Source organism: Rhizobium sp. PAMB 3174 (assembly GCF_052908375.1).
In genome coordinates this window covers 1329970-1344348 of sequence record NZ_CM128608.1, presented here as the reverse complement: position 1 = coordinate 1344348, position 14379 = coordinate 1329970, and the positions used below count along the sequence as shown (strand labels likewise).

Sequence of the window (14379 nt, the reverse complement as noted above, 5' to 3'; positions counted from 1 at the left end):
GGCCTTACGCCCCCGCTCCTGCCCCGCTGCCCCACGGACCATGGTGGCTGTCGGCGCCGTCGACGCGGTCGAAACCATGCGCGCCGAAGAAATCGCGTTGCGCCTGGATCATGTTCGCCGTGCCACGGCTGCGGCGGTAGCTGTCGAAATAAGTGAGCGCCGACGCAAGCGCCGGAACCGGCAGGCCGGCGGCAAGCGCGGCGGTGACAACGCGGCGCAGGCTCGGCAGCGATTCCTTCAGCATGGCCGAGAAGGCCGGCGTGACGACGAGGTTCGCCGCATCCGGCGTCTCGGTGAACGCCTTGGTGATCTCATCGAGGAACTGCGAACGGATGATGCAACCGGCGCGCCAGATCTTGGCGATCACCGGCATCGGCAGCGACCAGTCGAATTCCTTTGACGCAGCCGACATGACGGCGAAGCCTTGCGCATAGGCGCCGATCTTGCCGGCAAACAGCGCCAGTTCGAGGTCCTTGAGCAGGTCCGGGCCGTAGCTCGCCGGATAGGACGCGGATTCGAGGCCGAAGATCTTCTCGGCCGCTTCGCGCTCGCCCTTCATCGATGACAACGATCGTGCAGCCACCGCTGCCTCGATCGCGGTCGCCGGAATGCCCATCTGCTGGCTTTCGATCACCGACCACTTGCCGGTGCCCTTCTGGCCGGCCTTGTCGAGGATCATGTCGACCATCGGCTTGCCGGAAATCGGATCGGCGGCGGACAGCACCTTTTCGGTGATTTCGATGAGGTAGGAATTGAGGCGACCCTTGTTCCATTCGCCGAAGACGTCGGCCATCTCGCCAGCCGTCTTGCCGAAGCCGTCGCGCAGGACGCCGTAGATTTCGGCGATCATCTGCATGTCGGCATATTCGATGCCGTTGTGGATCGTCTTGACGAAGTGGCCGGCACCGTTTTCGCCAAGCCAGGCGCAGCAGGGATCGCCGTCATACTTGGCGGCAATCGACGTCAGCACCTTCTCGACGCGCTTGTAGGAGGCCTCCGTGCCGCCGACCATGATCGACGGGCCGTGGCGTGCACCCTCTTCGCCACCGGAAACGCCCATGCCGATGAAGGTCAGCCCGGTGTCCTTCAGCCGGTCGAAACGGGCCATCGTGTCGCGGAAATTGGCATTGCCGGCGTCGATCATGATGTCGCCGGAGGAGAGATACGGCTTCAGGTGCTCGATCTGCTGATCGACGGCCTCGCCGGCCTTGATCATGATGATGATCGGCCGTGGCGGGCGGATGGCGGCGACGAAATCCTCGATGGTCTCGCAAGGAATGATCTTGTCTTTAAGCGCGCCCGCGTCCTTGAAAAACTCGTGCGTCTTCTCGACGGTCCGGTTGAACACCGCGATCTTGTTGCCCTTTTCGGCGATATTGAGCGCGAGATTCGCACCCATGACACCGAGACCGATCAAACCGATTTCTGCCTGTTCCACGTCTTCAATCTCCCTAGAGTCTTGCGGGGGGAGTTGTGGCACTTAGGGTCCGAGACGACAAGTGTCAAAATAATCGATTGAATAACTTGTGATCTCAACCGGCCGCCGGCCTGTCGTCATCGTCGTCGAGCACGCGCCAGGCAGCCCCGTCGAGGTCCTCGTACTGGCCGCTCTTCAGCGACCAGAGGAAGGCAAAGAGACCGAGACCGCCGAGAAACAGCGCAATCGGGATCAGAAGGACGAGATTGCTCATGACAAAGCCGCCTTGGCATCCACCCTCGGCGCTGCCGTCGAACCGGCCTTGGGCTTTGCGTCTTCCTGCGCCCTCGCACGGCCGAGCCGGTTCAACCGCAGCGCGTTCAGGACGACGATGATGGACGAAGACGACATGGCGATGGCGGCGATCAGCGGCGTCGCCAGCCCCATCAGCGCGATGGGCACTGCGATGACGTTATAGACGATCGCGAGACCGAAATTCTCGCGGATCAGCCGCCCGGCACGCCGAGACACGGCGATCGCCAGCGGCACGGCTTCGAGGCTTTCATGCATGAAGACGAAGTCCGCGGCCTGCCGGCCGATATCGGCGGCCGTCGCCGGGGCCATCGAGACATGCGCCGCCGACAGCGCCGGCGCATCGTTGATGCCGTCGCCGACCATCAGCACGCTGCGTCCCTCTTCCTTCAGCCGCGCGCAATGCTCCGCCTTGTCCTTCGGCGACATGCCGGCTCTCCAGTCGGAAATGCCGAGACGCGCGGCAAACGCTTTCACCACCGGCTCGCGGTCGCCCGAGATCATCGCGGTGCGAATGCCCTTTCCGGCAAGCTCCGCGAGAGCCCGGCCGGCATCGGCGCGCATGTGGTCGCGGAAACGGAACACCTGCAATTCGCCACCATCGAGCGACAGGACGACCTCCGAATAGGCCTCCGCCGACGTGTCCGCATGGGCACCCGCACCGCAGGCGAAGAGACGGCTGCCGAGCCGGTAGACGCCCTCGGCCGTTTCGGCTTGGAGGCCGGCGCCGGGAACCTCCCGAATGGCATCGAAGCGCTGTCCGCTCGCCCGGCCGTGCCGTGCCAGCGCAGCCGACAGAGGATGATTGGAATGTCTGGCGAGCTCCGCGGCGATATCGAGATAGCCGGCATTGATCTCGTCCTTGCCGACCAGTTCCGGCCGTCCGGCGGTCAGCGTGCCTGTCTTGTCGAAGAGGACGGTGTCGATCTCGGCAAGCCGTTCCATCGCCGAGCCGTCCTTGACCATGATGCCGTTCTTGAACAGACGGCCGGCAGCAACGACCTGGACCACAGGAACCGCCAGCCCGAGCGCGCAGGGGCAGGTGATGATCAGCACGGCGATCGCCACCAAAAGCGCCTGCTTCCAGTCGCCACCATAAAGCCCCCAGAACAGGAAGGCACCAAAGGCCAGCAGATGAACGGCAGGCGCATAGATTTCCGCAGCCCGGTCGGCAATGCGACGATAGCGCGCCCTGCCCCCCTCGGCCGATTCCATCAGGCCGATGATTTCAGCCAGGAACGAGTCGCGCGCCGTCGCGGTCGCCTTCAGGACGATGGGGCCGGTCAGGTTGACGACGCCGGCCTGCAGCGCGTCTCCCGCCGCGGCCCTCACCGGCACGCTCTCGCCGGTGACGATCGACTTGTCGAGATCGCTGACGCCGCTTTCGATCACGCCATCGACCGGCACGCGCTCGCCGGCGGCAATGGCGATCCTGTCGCCCGGCCGTACATCCTCGATCGGACGGTATTCGCGGCCGCCCTCATCCGTGATGATCATCGCCCCACGCGGCGACAGTTTCGCCAGTCCGGTGATCGCCGAACGCGCCCTGTCGCGCATCATGTGGTCGAGCGTGCGGCCGATCAGCAGGAAGAAGAGCAGCGTGACGGATGCGTCGAACCAGGCATGCGCGCCGTGATGCATGGTTTCCCACAGCGACATGCCATAGGCGAGAATGACGGCGAGCGAGATCGGCACGTCCATGTTGGCGCGGCCATGCTTCAGCGCGCCCCAGGCGGAGATGAAGAAGAAGCGGCCGGAATAGATGAGCGCCGGCCCGGCAATCATCGCCGAGATCCAGTGGAACATGTCGCGCGTCGCGGCTTCGGCCCCGGACCAGACGGAGACCGACAGCAGCATGATGTTCGCCGCCGCAAAGCCGGCAACCGCGACGGCGCGCAGCAGCTGGTTCAGCATGCCGCGGCTTTCGTCCTCGCCCGGCACGAAGAGATGCGCCTCATAGCCGGTATTGGCGATTGCCGTGGCAAAGGTCAGCGGATCGGTCCGTCGTCCATCGACCTCCTCGCGCCAGACGAACGAGACCCGCTTGGAAGACAGGTTCACGCGGGCGCGCACGATGCCCTTCTGCTTCCGCAGCGCGTTTTCGACCGTCGAGATGCAGGCGCCGCAATAGACGCCGGGCACGCTGAGATCGGTCTGGCGCTCGCCCTGCCCCAGATCACGGGAGGCGAGCCACAGTTCCTCGCGCGAAGGCAGGCTGTGGCTGGCCTGTTCGGCTTCCAGTGCGGCTTCGGTTCCCGGCGCGCAGCAGCTCATCGGGTCATGCTCCCTTGGGGTTTCAGTTGGGTTTCACGTAGAAACGGCGGGCTTCGTGCATCACCACGTCCTCGCCGCGCTTCGCAATGATCTCGACAATCCACTGTCCAGCGGGAATGTCATGCGTGGCGGTAAACTCGCCCGGGCCGATCGGCGTCAGAGCCATCGAGAAGTCCTGGTGCTCGCCGACCGGACGGCGGAAGTTCGCCGTCACGTCATCGGCCACCACCGGCCCTTCGCCGGGGATCGCCAGCGCATAATGGACATCGGGGCTGTTGACGGTGAGAACACCTTTCACCCCGGTCTCCGTGATCGCCCGCATGGCGGCCGCACGAGCATTGAACTTCTGGCTGGCGACGTAGGTGTCCTTGTCCACCAGACCGCTCCAGCTGGAACTGGCGAAATAGGCCATGGTGAAGTTGACCGCGATGATCACGCCGAAGAAGCTGACCATGATTGCCAGCATATGCCAGCCGGTGAAGCGGGATTCCCGTTTGGAATTGATGGCGGTGCTCATTTCGTACCCTCCGGGGCGTTGAAGACGGCTTCGTAGCTGTCCTTCTCGAAGCTCGACTTGTCTTCGGCGATGAAGTGGAATTCGGATACGGCACCCGAGATGCGCTCCTTCGGCACGGTCACGAACACCTTCAACGGGTCGGCCCTGTCCGGCTGGACCGGGATGGCGAAGCTGACGCCTTCCGGCTGGTCGATGCCGTTGACCTTCATAGTCGCGCCCGGCAGCCCTTCGATCGACAGGAAGATCACCCGTGGCTCGGGGATCATGTTGAGGATCTTCAGCGTGTAGCCGTTGCGGATCGAACCGTCCGACTCCATCACATATTGCGGGTTTCGGTCGTGCAGGACGTTGAGCCCCAGCCGGTCGCGCGACAGGAGCGCCACCAGAAGCCCGATGCCGACGGCGGACCAGACGCCCATGTAGAGCAGCGTGCGGGCGCGGAAGATCACCCGCCAGTTGAAATGACGGATCTTGTCGTTGAACGTGCCGTCCTCCGCGCGGATGTTCGACGGCGTGATCGGCAGGGCGCCGTTGCTGGTAGCAAGTGCCATGTTGGACTGGTACTCGTCCAGCGTCGCATAGGCGATCAGGCCGCGCTCCTTGCCGATCTTGTCCATGACGCCGTCGCAGGCGTCGATGCAAAGCGCGCAGGTGATGCATTCGAGCTGCTGGCCGTCGCGAATGTCGATGCCCATCGGACAGACCGCCACGCAGGCATTGCAATCGACGCAGTCGCCGACCGGCTGGCCGGCAGCCGCCATCTTCTTGGCATGGCGCGAACGAGGCTCGCCGCGCCAGTCGTTATAGGTGACGACCAGCGAGTTCTCGTCCAGCATCGCCGCCTGGATGCGCGGCCAGGGACACATGTAGGTGCAGACCTGCTCGCGCATCAGCCCGCCGAACACATAGGTGGTCGCCGTCAGGATGGCGACGGTCATGTAGGCGACGGCCGGGGCGTTGCCCTCGACAAAGCTCAGGGCAAGCGACGGCGCATCGGCGAAATAGAAGATCCAGGCACCGCCCGTGGCAATGCCGATCAGGATCCAGATCGCGTGCTTGCTCACCCGCCGCCAGAGCTTGTCGAAGCTCCACGGCGCCTTGTCGAGGCGCATGCGCGCATTGCGATCTCCCTCGATCGCTCGCTCGACGACGAGGAAGAGGTCGACCCAGACGGTCTGCGGACAGGTATAGCCGCACCAGGCGCGGCCAACGGCAGACGTGATCAGGAACAGGCCGAACCCGGCCATCACCAGCAGGCCGGCGACGAAGAAGAACTCCTGCGGCCAGATTTCGATGAAGAAGAAGTAGAAACGCCGGTTGGCGAGATCGATCAGCACCGCCTGATCCGGCGCATAGGGACCACGATCGAAGCGCAGCCACGGCGTCAGATAGTAGATGCCGAGCGTGATCAGCATCACGATCCATTTGAACCGGCGGAATCGCCCTTCCGCGCGCTTCGGAAAGATCTTCTTGCGCGCCTCGTAGAGCGGCTTGCGGACCTTGGCGGAGTTGACCGGCTGTGCTTCGAGCCGCTCGACGTCTTCCGCCTGGGTTTCCGGCTTGTCCGACGTGTAAATGTTCATGGAAACAGACCTCGTGAATCTGTCGCCTTTCTCCCATCGGCACCGGCTTGCCGCCTTGACTTATGTCAAGCTGCGGCAAAGCGTCACAAACATATGAAATTGTGAATACAAATGCCGATGATGCTTTCGGATCGTGTCGAAGCGAACGGAGGTGATGCCAACTTGCCACAACCGGGCTCGGCTTTTGCCCCATTTTCTCCACGTTTAATCAAATGATTATTTACATCCAAAATGCCGCCCTTATAAAGTGCGCCGCAACATGCCCCGCTTCAAAGCGATTTTTCAGCCTCACATATTCAGTCAAGGTGATCATTGATGTTTCGAAATTTGACGAAGAAGACCGGTCTGACCGCGGGTCTCGCCATGCTCACGGGCGTGCTGACAGCCCTTCCGGCGATGTCCCAGCAGGCGCCGCCGCCTCCCGCCGTCACGGTGCTCGAGATCAAGCCGCAAACGGTTCCGCTGACATTCCAGTATGCCGCCCGCATCTCTGCCTACAGCAAGGTGGAGGTCCGCGCCCGCGTCGGCGGCATCCTGCTGAAGCGCAATTTCATCGAGGGCTCCGAGGTCAAGAAGGGCGATATCCTCTTCAACATCGATCCGGCTCCCTACGAGGCCGCGCTGGCGCAGGCGAAGGCGCAATTGCAGCAGGCACAGGCCCAGCTCGACCAGGCCAAGCGCGAAGAGGCACGCGCCACCAGCCTGTTCGACCAGAAGGTCGGCAGCGAAAAGTCCCGTGACGACGCCATTTCATCCCGCGAACTGGCCGAGGCGACGGTCGCCGCCGGCCGCGCGACGGTGCAGACCGCGGAATTGAACCTCGGTTACACGTCGGTGACCGCGCCGATCGGGGGCATCACCAGCCTTCAGCAAGTGCCGGAAGGCAGCCTCTTGAGCGCCAGCGAGTTCCTGACCAGCATCACGCAGCTCGATCCGGTCTACGTCAACTTCTCCTTTTCCGACAGCGAGGCCGCGGAAGTCCGCCACCTGCTCGACATGCGCAAGGCCAAGGGCGAGGAGCCCAAGCTGACCGTCGACATTTCCTTCGGCGACGGCACCAAATATGACAAGAAGGCAGCCGTCGACTTCACCTCCTCGTCGATTGACGTCGAGACCGGCACGCTGCAGGCGCGCGCCATCGTCGCAAACCCGGAAAAGCGTCTCCTTCCCGGCCAGTTCGTGCGCGCCACGGTGACCGGCGTCTCGCTCGACGACGCCATCCTCATCCCAGACGTCGCCCTCATGCAGGGCGCCAAGGGACAGTTCGTCTACACCGTCGGTGACGACGGCAACGCCAAGATTTCTCCCGTCACGCTCGACCGCAAGGTCACCGAGGGCTGGATCGTCGACAGCGGCCTCAAGGCGGGCGACAAGCTGATCGTCGAGGGCATCATCAAGGTGCGTCCGGGTGGACCGGTTCAGGCGACACCGGCCGCCGACGCCGAGAAGGTGGCGGAAAGCAAATGAATTACCGCTTCTTCATCGACCGGCCAGTCTTTGCCGCCGTCATCTCCATCGTCATCGTTCTCGCCGGCTTCGTCACGCTTCGGCTGCTGCCGATCGCCCAGTATCCGGAACTGACGCCGCCGCAGGTGGTGGTCTCTGCCAATTATCCGGGCGCCAGCGCCGAAACCGTCGCCCAGACCGTCGCCGCCCCCTTGGAGCAGCAGATCAACGGCGTCGAGAACATGCTCTATATGCAATCGTCCAGCACCAATGCCGGTACGATGCAGTTGACCGTCACCTTCGCCCTCGGCACCGACGCCGACCAGGCGGCGATCGATGTCAACAACCGCGTCCAGCGCGCGACGTCCACCCTGCCCCAGGATGTGACGCGATTGGGCGTCGTGGTCGCAAAGCGCTCCACGTCGATCCTCGGCCTCGTCGCCATGTACTCCCCGGACAACAAGTACGACCGGACCTACATCGGCAACTATGCGCTCCTGAACGTCATCGACGATCTCAAGCGCGTGCCCGGCGTCGGTGACGCGCAGCTTCTCGGTGACATCGACTACTCGATGCGCATCTGGCTGAGGCCGGACAAGCTGGCGCAGTTCAACCTGACGCCAAGCGATGTCTCCAATGCGATCCGCGAACAGAATGCCCAATTCGCCGCCGGTCGTTTCGGCGACCAGCCCGATCCCAACAATCTGGCCTTCACCTACTCCGTCACCACGCAAGGCCGTCTTCCGGACGTCGCCGCCTTCGGCAATATCATCCTGAAGTCGGATTCGAACGCCGCGACCCTTCGCCTGAAGGACGTCGCCCGCATCGAACTCGGAACCAAGAGCTACGCGGTTTCGAGCACCCTCAACGGCACGCCGGCGATCCCGATCCTGATCTACCTGCAGTCCGGCGCCAATGCGCTCGACACCATGAGCGGCGTCAGGGCCCGGCTCGAAGAGCTGAAGACCGCCTTCCCCGAGGGCATTACCTACCAGATCCCCTATGACACGACGAAGTTCATCCAGGTCTCCATCGAGGAAGTCATCCATACCTTCATCGAGGCGATCATCCTGGTTGTCGCCGTCGTCTTCATCTTCCTGCAGAACTGGCGGGCGACCCTGATCCCGGTCATCGCCGTGCCGATCTCGATCATCGGCACCTTCGCCGGTATTTACATCCTCGGCTTCTCGATCAACCTTCTGACCCTCTTCGGACTTGTGCTGGCGATCGGTATCGTGGTCGACGACGCGATCGTGGTGCTGGAAAACGTCGAACGTCTGATGTCGCAGGAAAAGCTGCCGCCACGGCAGGCTGCGATCAAGGCGATGAGCGAAGTGACCGGTCCGGTCATCGCGATCGTGCTCGTGTTGTGCGCGGTGTTCATCCCGGTCTCCTTCATGGGCGGCCTCGCCGGCGCCATGTACAAGCAGTTCGCCGTGACGATCGCCATCTCCGTCGTCCTGTCCGGCATCGTCGCCCTGACACTGACGCCGGCGCTCTGCGCGCTCATCCTGAAGCCCGGCCATCAGGAACCGCTTCTGCCGTTCCGCATCTTCAACCGGTTCTTCGACAGCGTCACGGCGGGCTACACGGCCGGGGTACGCTTCCTCCTCAAGCGCTTCGTGGTCGGCCTCGTTCTCGTCTGCGGCCTGCTCGGCGCGACGGCCTACATGTTCACCACCCTGCCCGGATCGCTGGTCCCTTCCGAGGACCAGGGCGTGCTGTTCCAGATCGGCATTCTGCCGCCGGCAGCATCGCTGACCCGCTCCGAAGCGGCCATGGAACAGTCGAGCCAGATCACCCGCCAGCATCCGGCCGTCAAGGACGTCTTCTCGGTCGCCGGCTACGATCTCATTTCCGGTGGCCTGAAGACCAATGCCGGAACGGCATTCGTGACGCTGAAGGACTGGGACGAGCGCAAGACGCCCAATCTTGACGCCCGCAACCTCGCCGGCCCGCTGATCGGCATGAACATGGGAATCAAGGACGCCCTGATCCTCACATTCAACCCGCCGCCGATCCTCGGCCTGTCGACCACGGGTGGCTTCGAAACCTACCTGCAGGACCGCACCGGCCAGGGCGTCGCCGGTCTTGCCGACCAGACCCAGAAGCTCGTCGCCGCCGCGGCAAAGCGTCCGGAGCTGACGAATGTTCGCACCACCTTCGACGCCAACGTGCCGCAGTTCCGGGCCGATCTCGATCGTGCCAAGGCCAAGGCGCTTGGGGTGCCGATCAACTCGGTGTTCGAAGCCATGCAGGCGACCTTCGGCAGCCTCTACGTGAACGACTTCACGCTTTACGGCCGCAATTATCAGGTCAACCTGCAGTCCGAAGCCCTCTTCCGTGAATCGCCGAGCGATCTCCGGCAGGTCTTCGTACGCTCAGACAGCGGCAAGATGATCCCGCTCGACTCGCTCGTTTCCGTCGAGCGCATCGTCGGGCCGGACCAGCTCGAACGCTTCAACGCCTTCATCGCGGCGAAGATCACCGGCGAGCCGGCACCCGGCTACACCTCCGGCGACGCGATCAAGGCCATGCAGGCGGTTGCGAAGGAAACGCTTCCGACCGGCTACAGCATTGCCTGGACGGGCTCCGCCTACCAGGAGCTCGAAACCAGCGGCTCCGGCAACCAGGCGATGATCTTTGGCGTCATCATGGTCTTCCTGATCCTGGCGGCGCAGTACGAAAAGTGGAGCCTGCCGCTCGCCGTCATCACCGCGATCCCGTTCGCCCTCTTCGGCGCACTGGCGGCGACAATGCTGCGCGGGCTGACGAACGACGTCTACTTCCAGATTGGCATGGTCACTCTGATCGGCCTGGCGGCGAAGAACGCGATCCTGATCGTGGAATTCGCCGTCTTGAAGCGACAGGAGGGCAAGAGCGCGGTCGATGCAGCCCTGGAGGCAGCCCGGCTGCGCTTCCGGCCGATCGTCATGACCTCGCTCGCCTTCATCCTCGGCGTCGTGCCGCTGGCGATCTCCACCGGTGCCGGTTCGGCAAGCCGGCACGCGATCGGCACCGGCGTCATCGGCGGCATGCTGGCAGCGACCTTCATCGCCACTTTCTTCATCCCGATGTTCTACCGGCTGATCGCCTGGAAGGACCCGAAGAAGGTCGACGAGCACGACACCGCCCATGTCCCGCATGGGGCAAAGGCCGATCCGCAGCACTAACCAGCGGATCGATCAGAACCAGCAAGGCCGCCCGGCTTCAACTCCGGGCGGCCTTTTGTCTTGCCTGCTGGCGGGCTGGTTACCACGCCAAATCTCCTGCACTGGTCATCACCGACTCTGCTGCCTCGCCTACGCCCACGAAAAAGCCGCCCGGCGATACCGGGCGGCTTCTTGTATTTCGATACTGCGCGTTGCGAGCTTCGGCTTATTCGCCGCCACCCAGCGAGTGGACGAAGACGGCCAGTTCCTTGACCGTGGTGTCGCCGAGGCGTGCCGTCCAGGCCGGCATGACGCCATGCTTGGGAGCAGCGACCTGTGCCGCGATACCCGCCTCGCCGTCCGCCTTCAGCCAGATGGCATCGGCGAGGTTCGGCGCACCGAAGTCGCGTCCGCCCTTGGCATCCTCGCCGTGGCAGGATGCACAGTTTTCGGCGAAGACCTGCTTGCCGGGCTCGACGAGAGCCGGATCGGACGGCGTACTGGTCAGGCTCCAGACGTAGGCCGCGACTTCCTTGACCTGCTGCGGTTCCAGAATGTCGGCGAAGGCCGGCATTTCGGAGACCCGGGTATCCGGATCCTGTTCGTAGCGGATGCCGTGCGCGATCGTGGTGTAGATCGCATTGACGTCACCGCCCCACAGCCAGTCGTCGTCGTTGAGGTTCGGATAGCCCATGCCGCCGGCAGCACCCGAGCCGTGGCACGGCGCGCAGTTGACCTTGAACGCAGCCGCACCGCCGGCAATCGCAAACTGCGACAGTTCGGGATTGGCGGCGATCTGATCGACCGGAGTGGCGGCGATCTTGTCGAGATACACCGCCTGCTCAGCCTTGGCGTCCGCCATCTGGGCGGCGAAATCGGACCGGTTGGTCTGGTTCAGCACGCCCTTGGTGTTGGAGGTCAGAAGCGGCCATGCCGGATAGAAGATCGTGTAGACGATCGCCCACAGGATGGTTGCGTAGAACGTCCAGACCCACCAGCGCGGCAGCGGGTTGTTGAGCTCTCGGATCCCGTCCCACACGTGGCCGGTGGTCTCGACGCCGCTCAGGTCGTCGACATGCTTGTCATGTTTGTCCGACATCTCTTAGTCCTCCTTCAGAGGGATGGATGCGGCCTCGTCGGCGGCTTTCTTGCCGCCGGGGCGTAGGGTGAAAAGGATCACGCCGGTGAAGAAGAGGAGCATGGCAAGCAGCCCCCAACTGTCGGCGAAGTGACGCATGGCGGTGTAGGTTTCCATGGATCAGACCTCCTTACCGGTAGCCCGAGGCATCGTCGTAGGTCGAGAAATCGACCAGCGTGCCGAGCATCTGCAGATAGGCAACCAGAGCGTCCATCTCGGTCAGCTCCTTGGGGTTGCCGTCGAAGTCGCCGAGGACGGCCTTCGGGTAGCGGGTCTCGATACCGGACGTATCGGCGTCCGGATTGGCCTGCGCCTCCAGGTCTGCCTGGGCGTTGTCGATCATTTCCTGGCTATAGGGAACGCCGACCGTCGCGTTTGCCTTCAGATGTCCTGAGACATCATCGAACTTCAGCGGCGTGGTCTTCAGGAACGAATAGCTCGGCATCACCGATTCCGGCACCACGTCACGCGGTTCCGTCAGGTGCTGGACGTGCCACTCGTTCGAGTAGCGGCCGCCGACCCGGGCGAGATCCGGACCGGTACGCTTCGATCCCCACTGGAAGGGATGGTCGTACATGGACTCCGCCGCCAGGCTGTAGTGACCATAGCGTTCGACCTCGTCGCGGAACGGACGGATCATCTGGCTGTGGCAGACATAGCACCCTTCGCGAATGTAGATGTCACGGCCGGCAAGCTCCAGCGGCGAATAGGGCCGCATGCCTTCCACCTTTTCGATGGTGTTCTGGAGGTAGAACAGCGGAGCGATTTCCACGATACCGCCGATCGTGACCACCAGCAGGGACGAGACCAAGAGCAGGGTCGCGTTGCGTTCGATGACGCCGTGTTTTTCAAGTATGGACATGGGTCCGGCTCCTTATTCTGCGGCCTGCATCGCGGGCTCCGCACCGGGAATGGGTGCTTCGTTCCGCTGATGGCCAAGAATGGTCATGGTGACGTTGAAGGCCATGATCAGTGCCCCGGCCAGGTACATGGCGCCACCGACGGCACGCAGCACGTAGTAGGGGAACATGGCGGCGACCGACTCGGCGAACGAGTAGACCAGGAAGCCCTGGCTGTCGTATTCGCGCCACATCAGGCCCTGCTGGATGCCTGCGACCCACATGACGGCGGCGTAGACCACGATGCCGAGGGTAGCGAGCCAGAAGTGCCAGTTGACCAGGCGCAGGCTGTAGAGCCGTTCACGGTTCCACAGCTTCGGCACCAGGAAGTAGATCATGCCGAACGAGATCATGCCGACCCAGCCGAGCGCGCCTGAGTGAACGTGACCGATGGTCCAGTCCGTGTAGTGGCTGAGCGAGTTGACGGCCTTGATCGACATCATCGGACCTTCGAAGGTCGACATGCCGTAGAAGGCGATGGCCATGACCATCATGCGGATGATCGGGTCGGTGCGGATCTTGTCCCAGGCGCCCGAGAGCGTCATCAGGCCGTTGATCATGCCACCCCAGGAGGGCATCCACAGCATGATCGAGAACACCATGCCCAGCGTTTGTGCCCAATCCGGCAGAGCCGTGTAGTGCAGATGGTGCGGACCGGCCCAGATGTAGAGGAAGATCAGCGCCCAGAAGTGCACGATCGACAGGCGGTAGGAATAGACCGGACGGTTGGCCTGCTTGGGAACGAAGTAGTACATCATCCCGAGGAAGCCGGCGGTCAGGAAGAAGCCCACCGCGTTATGGCCGTACCACCACTGCGTCAGAGCATCCTGCACGCCCGAGAAGGCCGAATAGCTCTTCACGCCGAGGAAGGAGACCGGCATGGCCATGTTGTTGACCAGGTGCAGCATGGCGATGGTGACGATGAAGGACAGGTAGAACCAGTTGGCCACATAGATATGGCTTTCCTTGCGCGTCAGGATCGTTCCGAGGAAGACGACGAGATAGGCGACCCAGACGAGCGTCAGCCAGATGTCGACATACCATTCCGGCTCGGCATATTCGCGGCCCTGGGTAATGCCCAGAAGATAGCCGGTCGCAGCCATGACGATGAACAGCTGGTAGCCCCAGAAGACAAACCAGGGAAGCGAGCCGCCGAAAAGGCGCGCGCGAGATGTGCGCTGCACGACGTAGAAGGACGATGCGATCAGCGCGTTGCCCCCGAAGGCGAAGATCACCGCCGAGGTGTGCAGCGGACGCATGCGGCCGAAGTTGAACCACGGCTCGATGTTGAGATCCGGGAAGGCAAGTTGCAGCGCCACCACGACGCCGACAAGAAAGCCGACGACACCCCAGAAGACCGTGGCGATGACACCGTAGCGCACCACGTCGTCGAAATATTCAGATTTCGCGGCAGCGGAACCGGCGCCGGCCGGCGCGAACGTCACCCGCCGCAGCATGACGATCGTCGCGGCAAGCAAACAGAAGAACGCCACCCACATATGGGCGGCAAACAGGCTATCATGGGCAAAGGCCACCCCGAGGAGTGCAAGAAATGCCCCCAAGGCCAATGCCACTGTTTCCAAAGTATAATTCATTGTTGGTACCCCCAACGGCTTAAGAAATTCGCGTCGGGACCGATTC

Annotated in this window: 11 protein-coding genes; 2 read left to right on the top strand and 9 right to left on the bottom strand. The window is 63.1% G+C overall.

From position 1 onward, the window contains the following. Positions 1 to 4: 4 nt before the first annotated feature. The 5 genes from gndA to ccoG all read right to left on the bottom strand — a co-directional run bounded on the left by gndA (position 5) and on the right by ccoG (position 6103). Positions 5 to 1438 carry an NADP-dependent phosphogluconate dehydrogenase gene (gndA, locus tag ACU5AY_RS06390; protein WP_446828436.1) on the bottom strand — a complete coding sequence of 478 codons (1434 nt, stop codon included), beginning with the start codon at positions 1436 to 1438 and terminating at the stop codon, positions 5 to 7. A 94-nt stretch (positions 1439 to 1532) separates the two neighbouring features. Continuing rightward, the gene (gene ccoS, locus ACU5AY_RS06385) at positions 1533 to 1691 is read right to left on the bottom strand and encodes a cbb3-type cytochrome oxidase assembly protein CcoS (RefSeq protein WP_446823892.1); all 159 of its coding nucleotides are present in this window, start codon (positions 1689 to 1691) and stop codon (positions 1533 to 1535) included. Then, positions 1688 to 4003, bottom strand: a complete 2316-nt coding sequence (locus ACU5AY_RS06380; RefSeq protein WP_446828435.1) for a cation-translocating P-type ATPase — start codon at positions 4001 to 4003, stop codon at positions 1688 to 1690. The genes ccoS and ACU5AY_RS06380 overlap by 4 nt, the downstream gene beginning before the upstream one ends. A 22-nt stretch (positions 4004 to 4025) precedes the next feature. Further along, positions 4026 to 4520 (bottom strand): FixH family protein, encoded by a 495-nt coding sequence (locus tag ACU5AY_RS06375; RefSeq protein WP_446828434.1) that lies wholly within the window; start codon positions 4518 to 4520, stop codon positions 4026 to 4028. Next, positions 4517 to 6103: a cytochrome c oxidase accessory protein CcoG gene (ccoG, locus tag ACU5AY_RS06370; RefSeq protein WP_446828433.1), complete on the bottom strand. Its 1587-nt coding sequence runs from the start codon at positions 6101 to 6103 to the stop codon at positions 4517 to 4519. The genes ACU5AY_RS06375 and ccoG overlap by 4 nt, the downstream gene beginning before the upstream one ends. A gap of 315 nt (positions 6104 to 6418) precedes the next feature. Here ccoG and ACU5AY_RS06365 point away from each other — a divergent pair, with 315 nt between their 5' ends. Continuing rightward, complete coding sequence (locus ACU5AY_RS06365) at positions 6419 to 7570, top strand: efflux RND transporter periplasmic adaptor subunit (protein WP_446823888.1); 1152 nt, start codon at positions 6419 to 6421, stop codon at positions 7568 to 7570. Then, entirely contained in the window at positions 7567 to 10722 is a 3156-nt protein-coding gene (locus tag ACU5AY_RS06360) for an efflux RND transporter permease subunit (RefSeq protein ID WP_446828432.1), read from the top strand. Before ACU5AY_RS06365 ends, ACU5AY_RS06360 begins: the two co-directional genes overlap by 4 nt. A 205-nt stretch (positions 10723 to 10927) precedes the next feature. Here the strand turns inward: ACU5AY_RS06360 and ccoP are convergent, their stop codons facing one another. From ccoP to ccoN, 4 genes are read right to left on the bottom strand one after another with little or no spacing between them, the layout of a single operon-like run. Next, complete coding sequence (gene ccoP, locus ACU5AY_RS06355; RefSeq protein ID WP_446828431.1) at positions 10928 to 11800, bottom strand: cytochrome-c oxidase, cbb3-type subunit III; 873 nt, start codon at positions 11798 to 11800, stop codon at positions 10928 to 10930. Positions 11801 to 11803: 3 nt separating this feature from the next. Beyond that, entirely contained in the window at positions 11804 to 11956 is a 153-nt protein-coding gene (locus tag ACU5AY_RS06350; RefSeq protein WP_261929849.1) for a cbb3-type cytochrome c oxidase subunit 3, read from the bottom strand. 13 nt (positions 11957 to 11969) lie between these two features. Continuing rightward, complete coding sequence (ccoO, locus tag ACU5AY_RS06345; protein WP_446823885.1) at positions 11970 to 12701, bottom strand: cytochrome-c oxidase, cbb3-type subunit II; 732 nt, start codon at positions 12699 to 12701, stop codon at positions 11970 to 11972. Between the two features lie 12 nt (positions 12702 to 12713). Then, positions 12714 to 14333, bottom strand: a complete 1620-nt coding sequence (ccoN, locus tag ACU5AY_RS06340; RefSeq protein ID WP_446828430.1) for a cytochrome-c oxidase, cbb3-type subunit I — start codon at positions 14331 to 14333, stop codon at positions 12714 to 12716. Between the last annotated feature and the right edge of the window lie 46 nt (positions 14334 to 14379).

Coding starts and splice junctions, on each gene's coding strand:
- ccoO (WP_446823885.1), bottom strand. CDS start 12,701: ATGTCCATACTTGAAAAACACGGCGTCATCGAACGCAACGCGACCCTG.
- ACU5AY_RS06375 (WP_446828434.1), bottom strand. CDS start 4,520: ATGAGCACCGCCATCAATTCCAAACGGGAATCCCGCTTCACCGGCTGG.
- ccoG (WP_446828433.1), bottom strand. CDS start 6,103: ATGAACATTTACACGTCGGACAAGCCGGAAACCCAGGCGGAAGACGTC.
- ACU5AY_RS06380 (WP_446828435.1), bottom strand. CDS start 4,003: ATGAGCTGCTGCGCGCCGGGAACCGAAGCCGCACTGGAAGCCGAACAG.
- ACU5AY_RS06350 (WP_261929849.1), bottom strand. CDS start 11,956: ATGGAAACCTACACCGCCATGCGTCACTTCGCCGACAGTTGGGGGCTG.
- ACU5AY_RS06365 (WP_446823888.1), top strand. CDS start 6,419: ATGTTTCGAAATTTGACGAAGAAGACCGGTCTGACCGCGGGTCTCGCC.
- ACU5AY_RS06360 (WP_446828432.1), top strand. CDS start 7,567: ATGAATTACCGCTTCTTCATCGACCGGCCAGTCTTTGCCGCCGTCATC.
- ccoN (WP_446828430.1), bottom strand. CDS start 14,333: ATGAATTATACTTTGGAAACAGTGGCATTGGCCTTGGGGGCATTTCTT.
- ccoS (WP_446823892.1), bottom strand. CDS start 1,691: ATGAGCAATCTCGTCCTTCTGATCCCGATTGCGCTGTTTCTCGGCGGT.
- ccoP (WP_446828431.1), bottom strand. CDS start 11,800: ATGTCGGACAAACATGACAAGCATGTCGACGACCTGAGCGGCGTCGAG.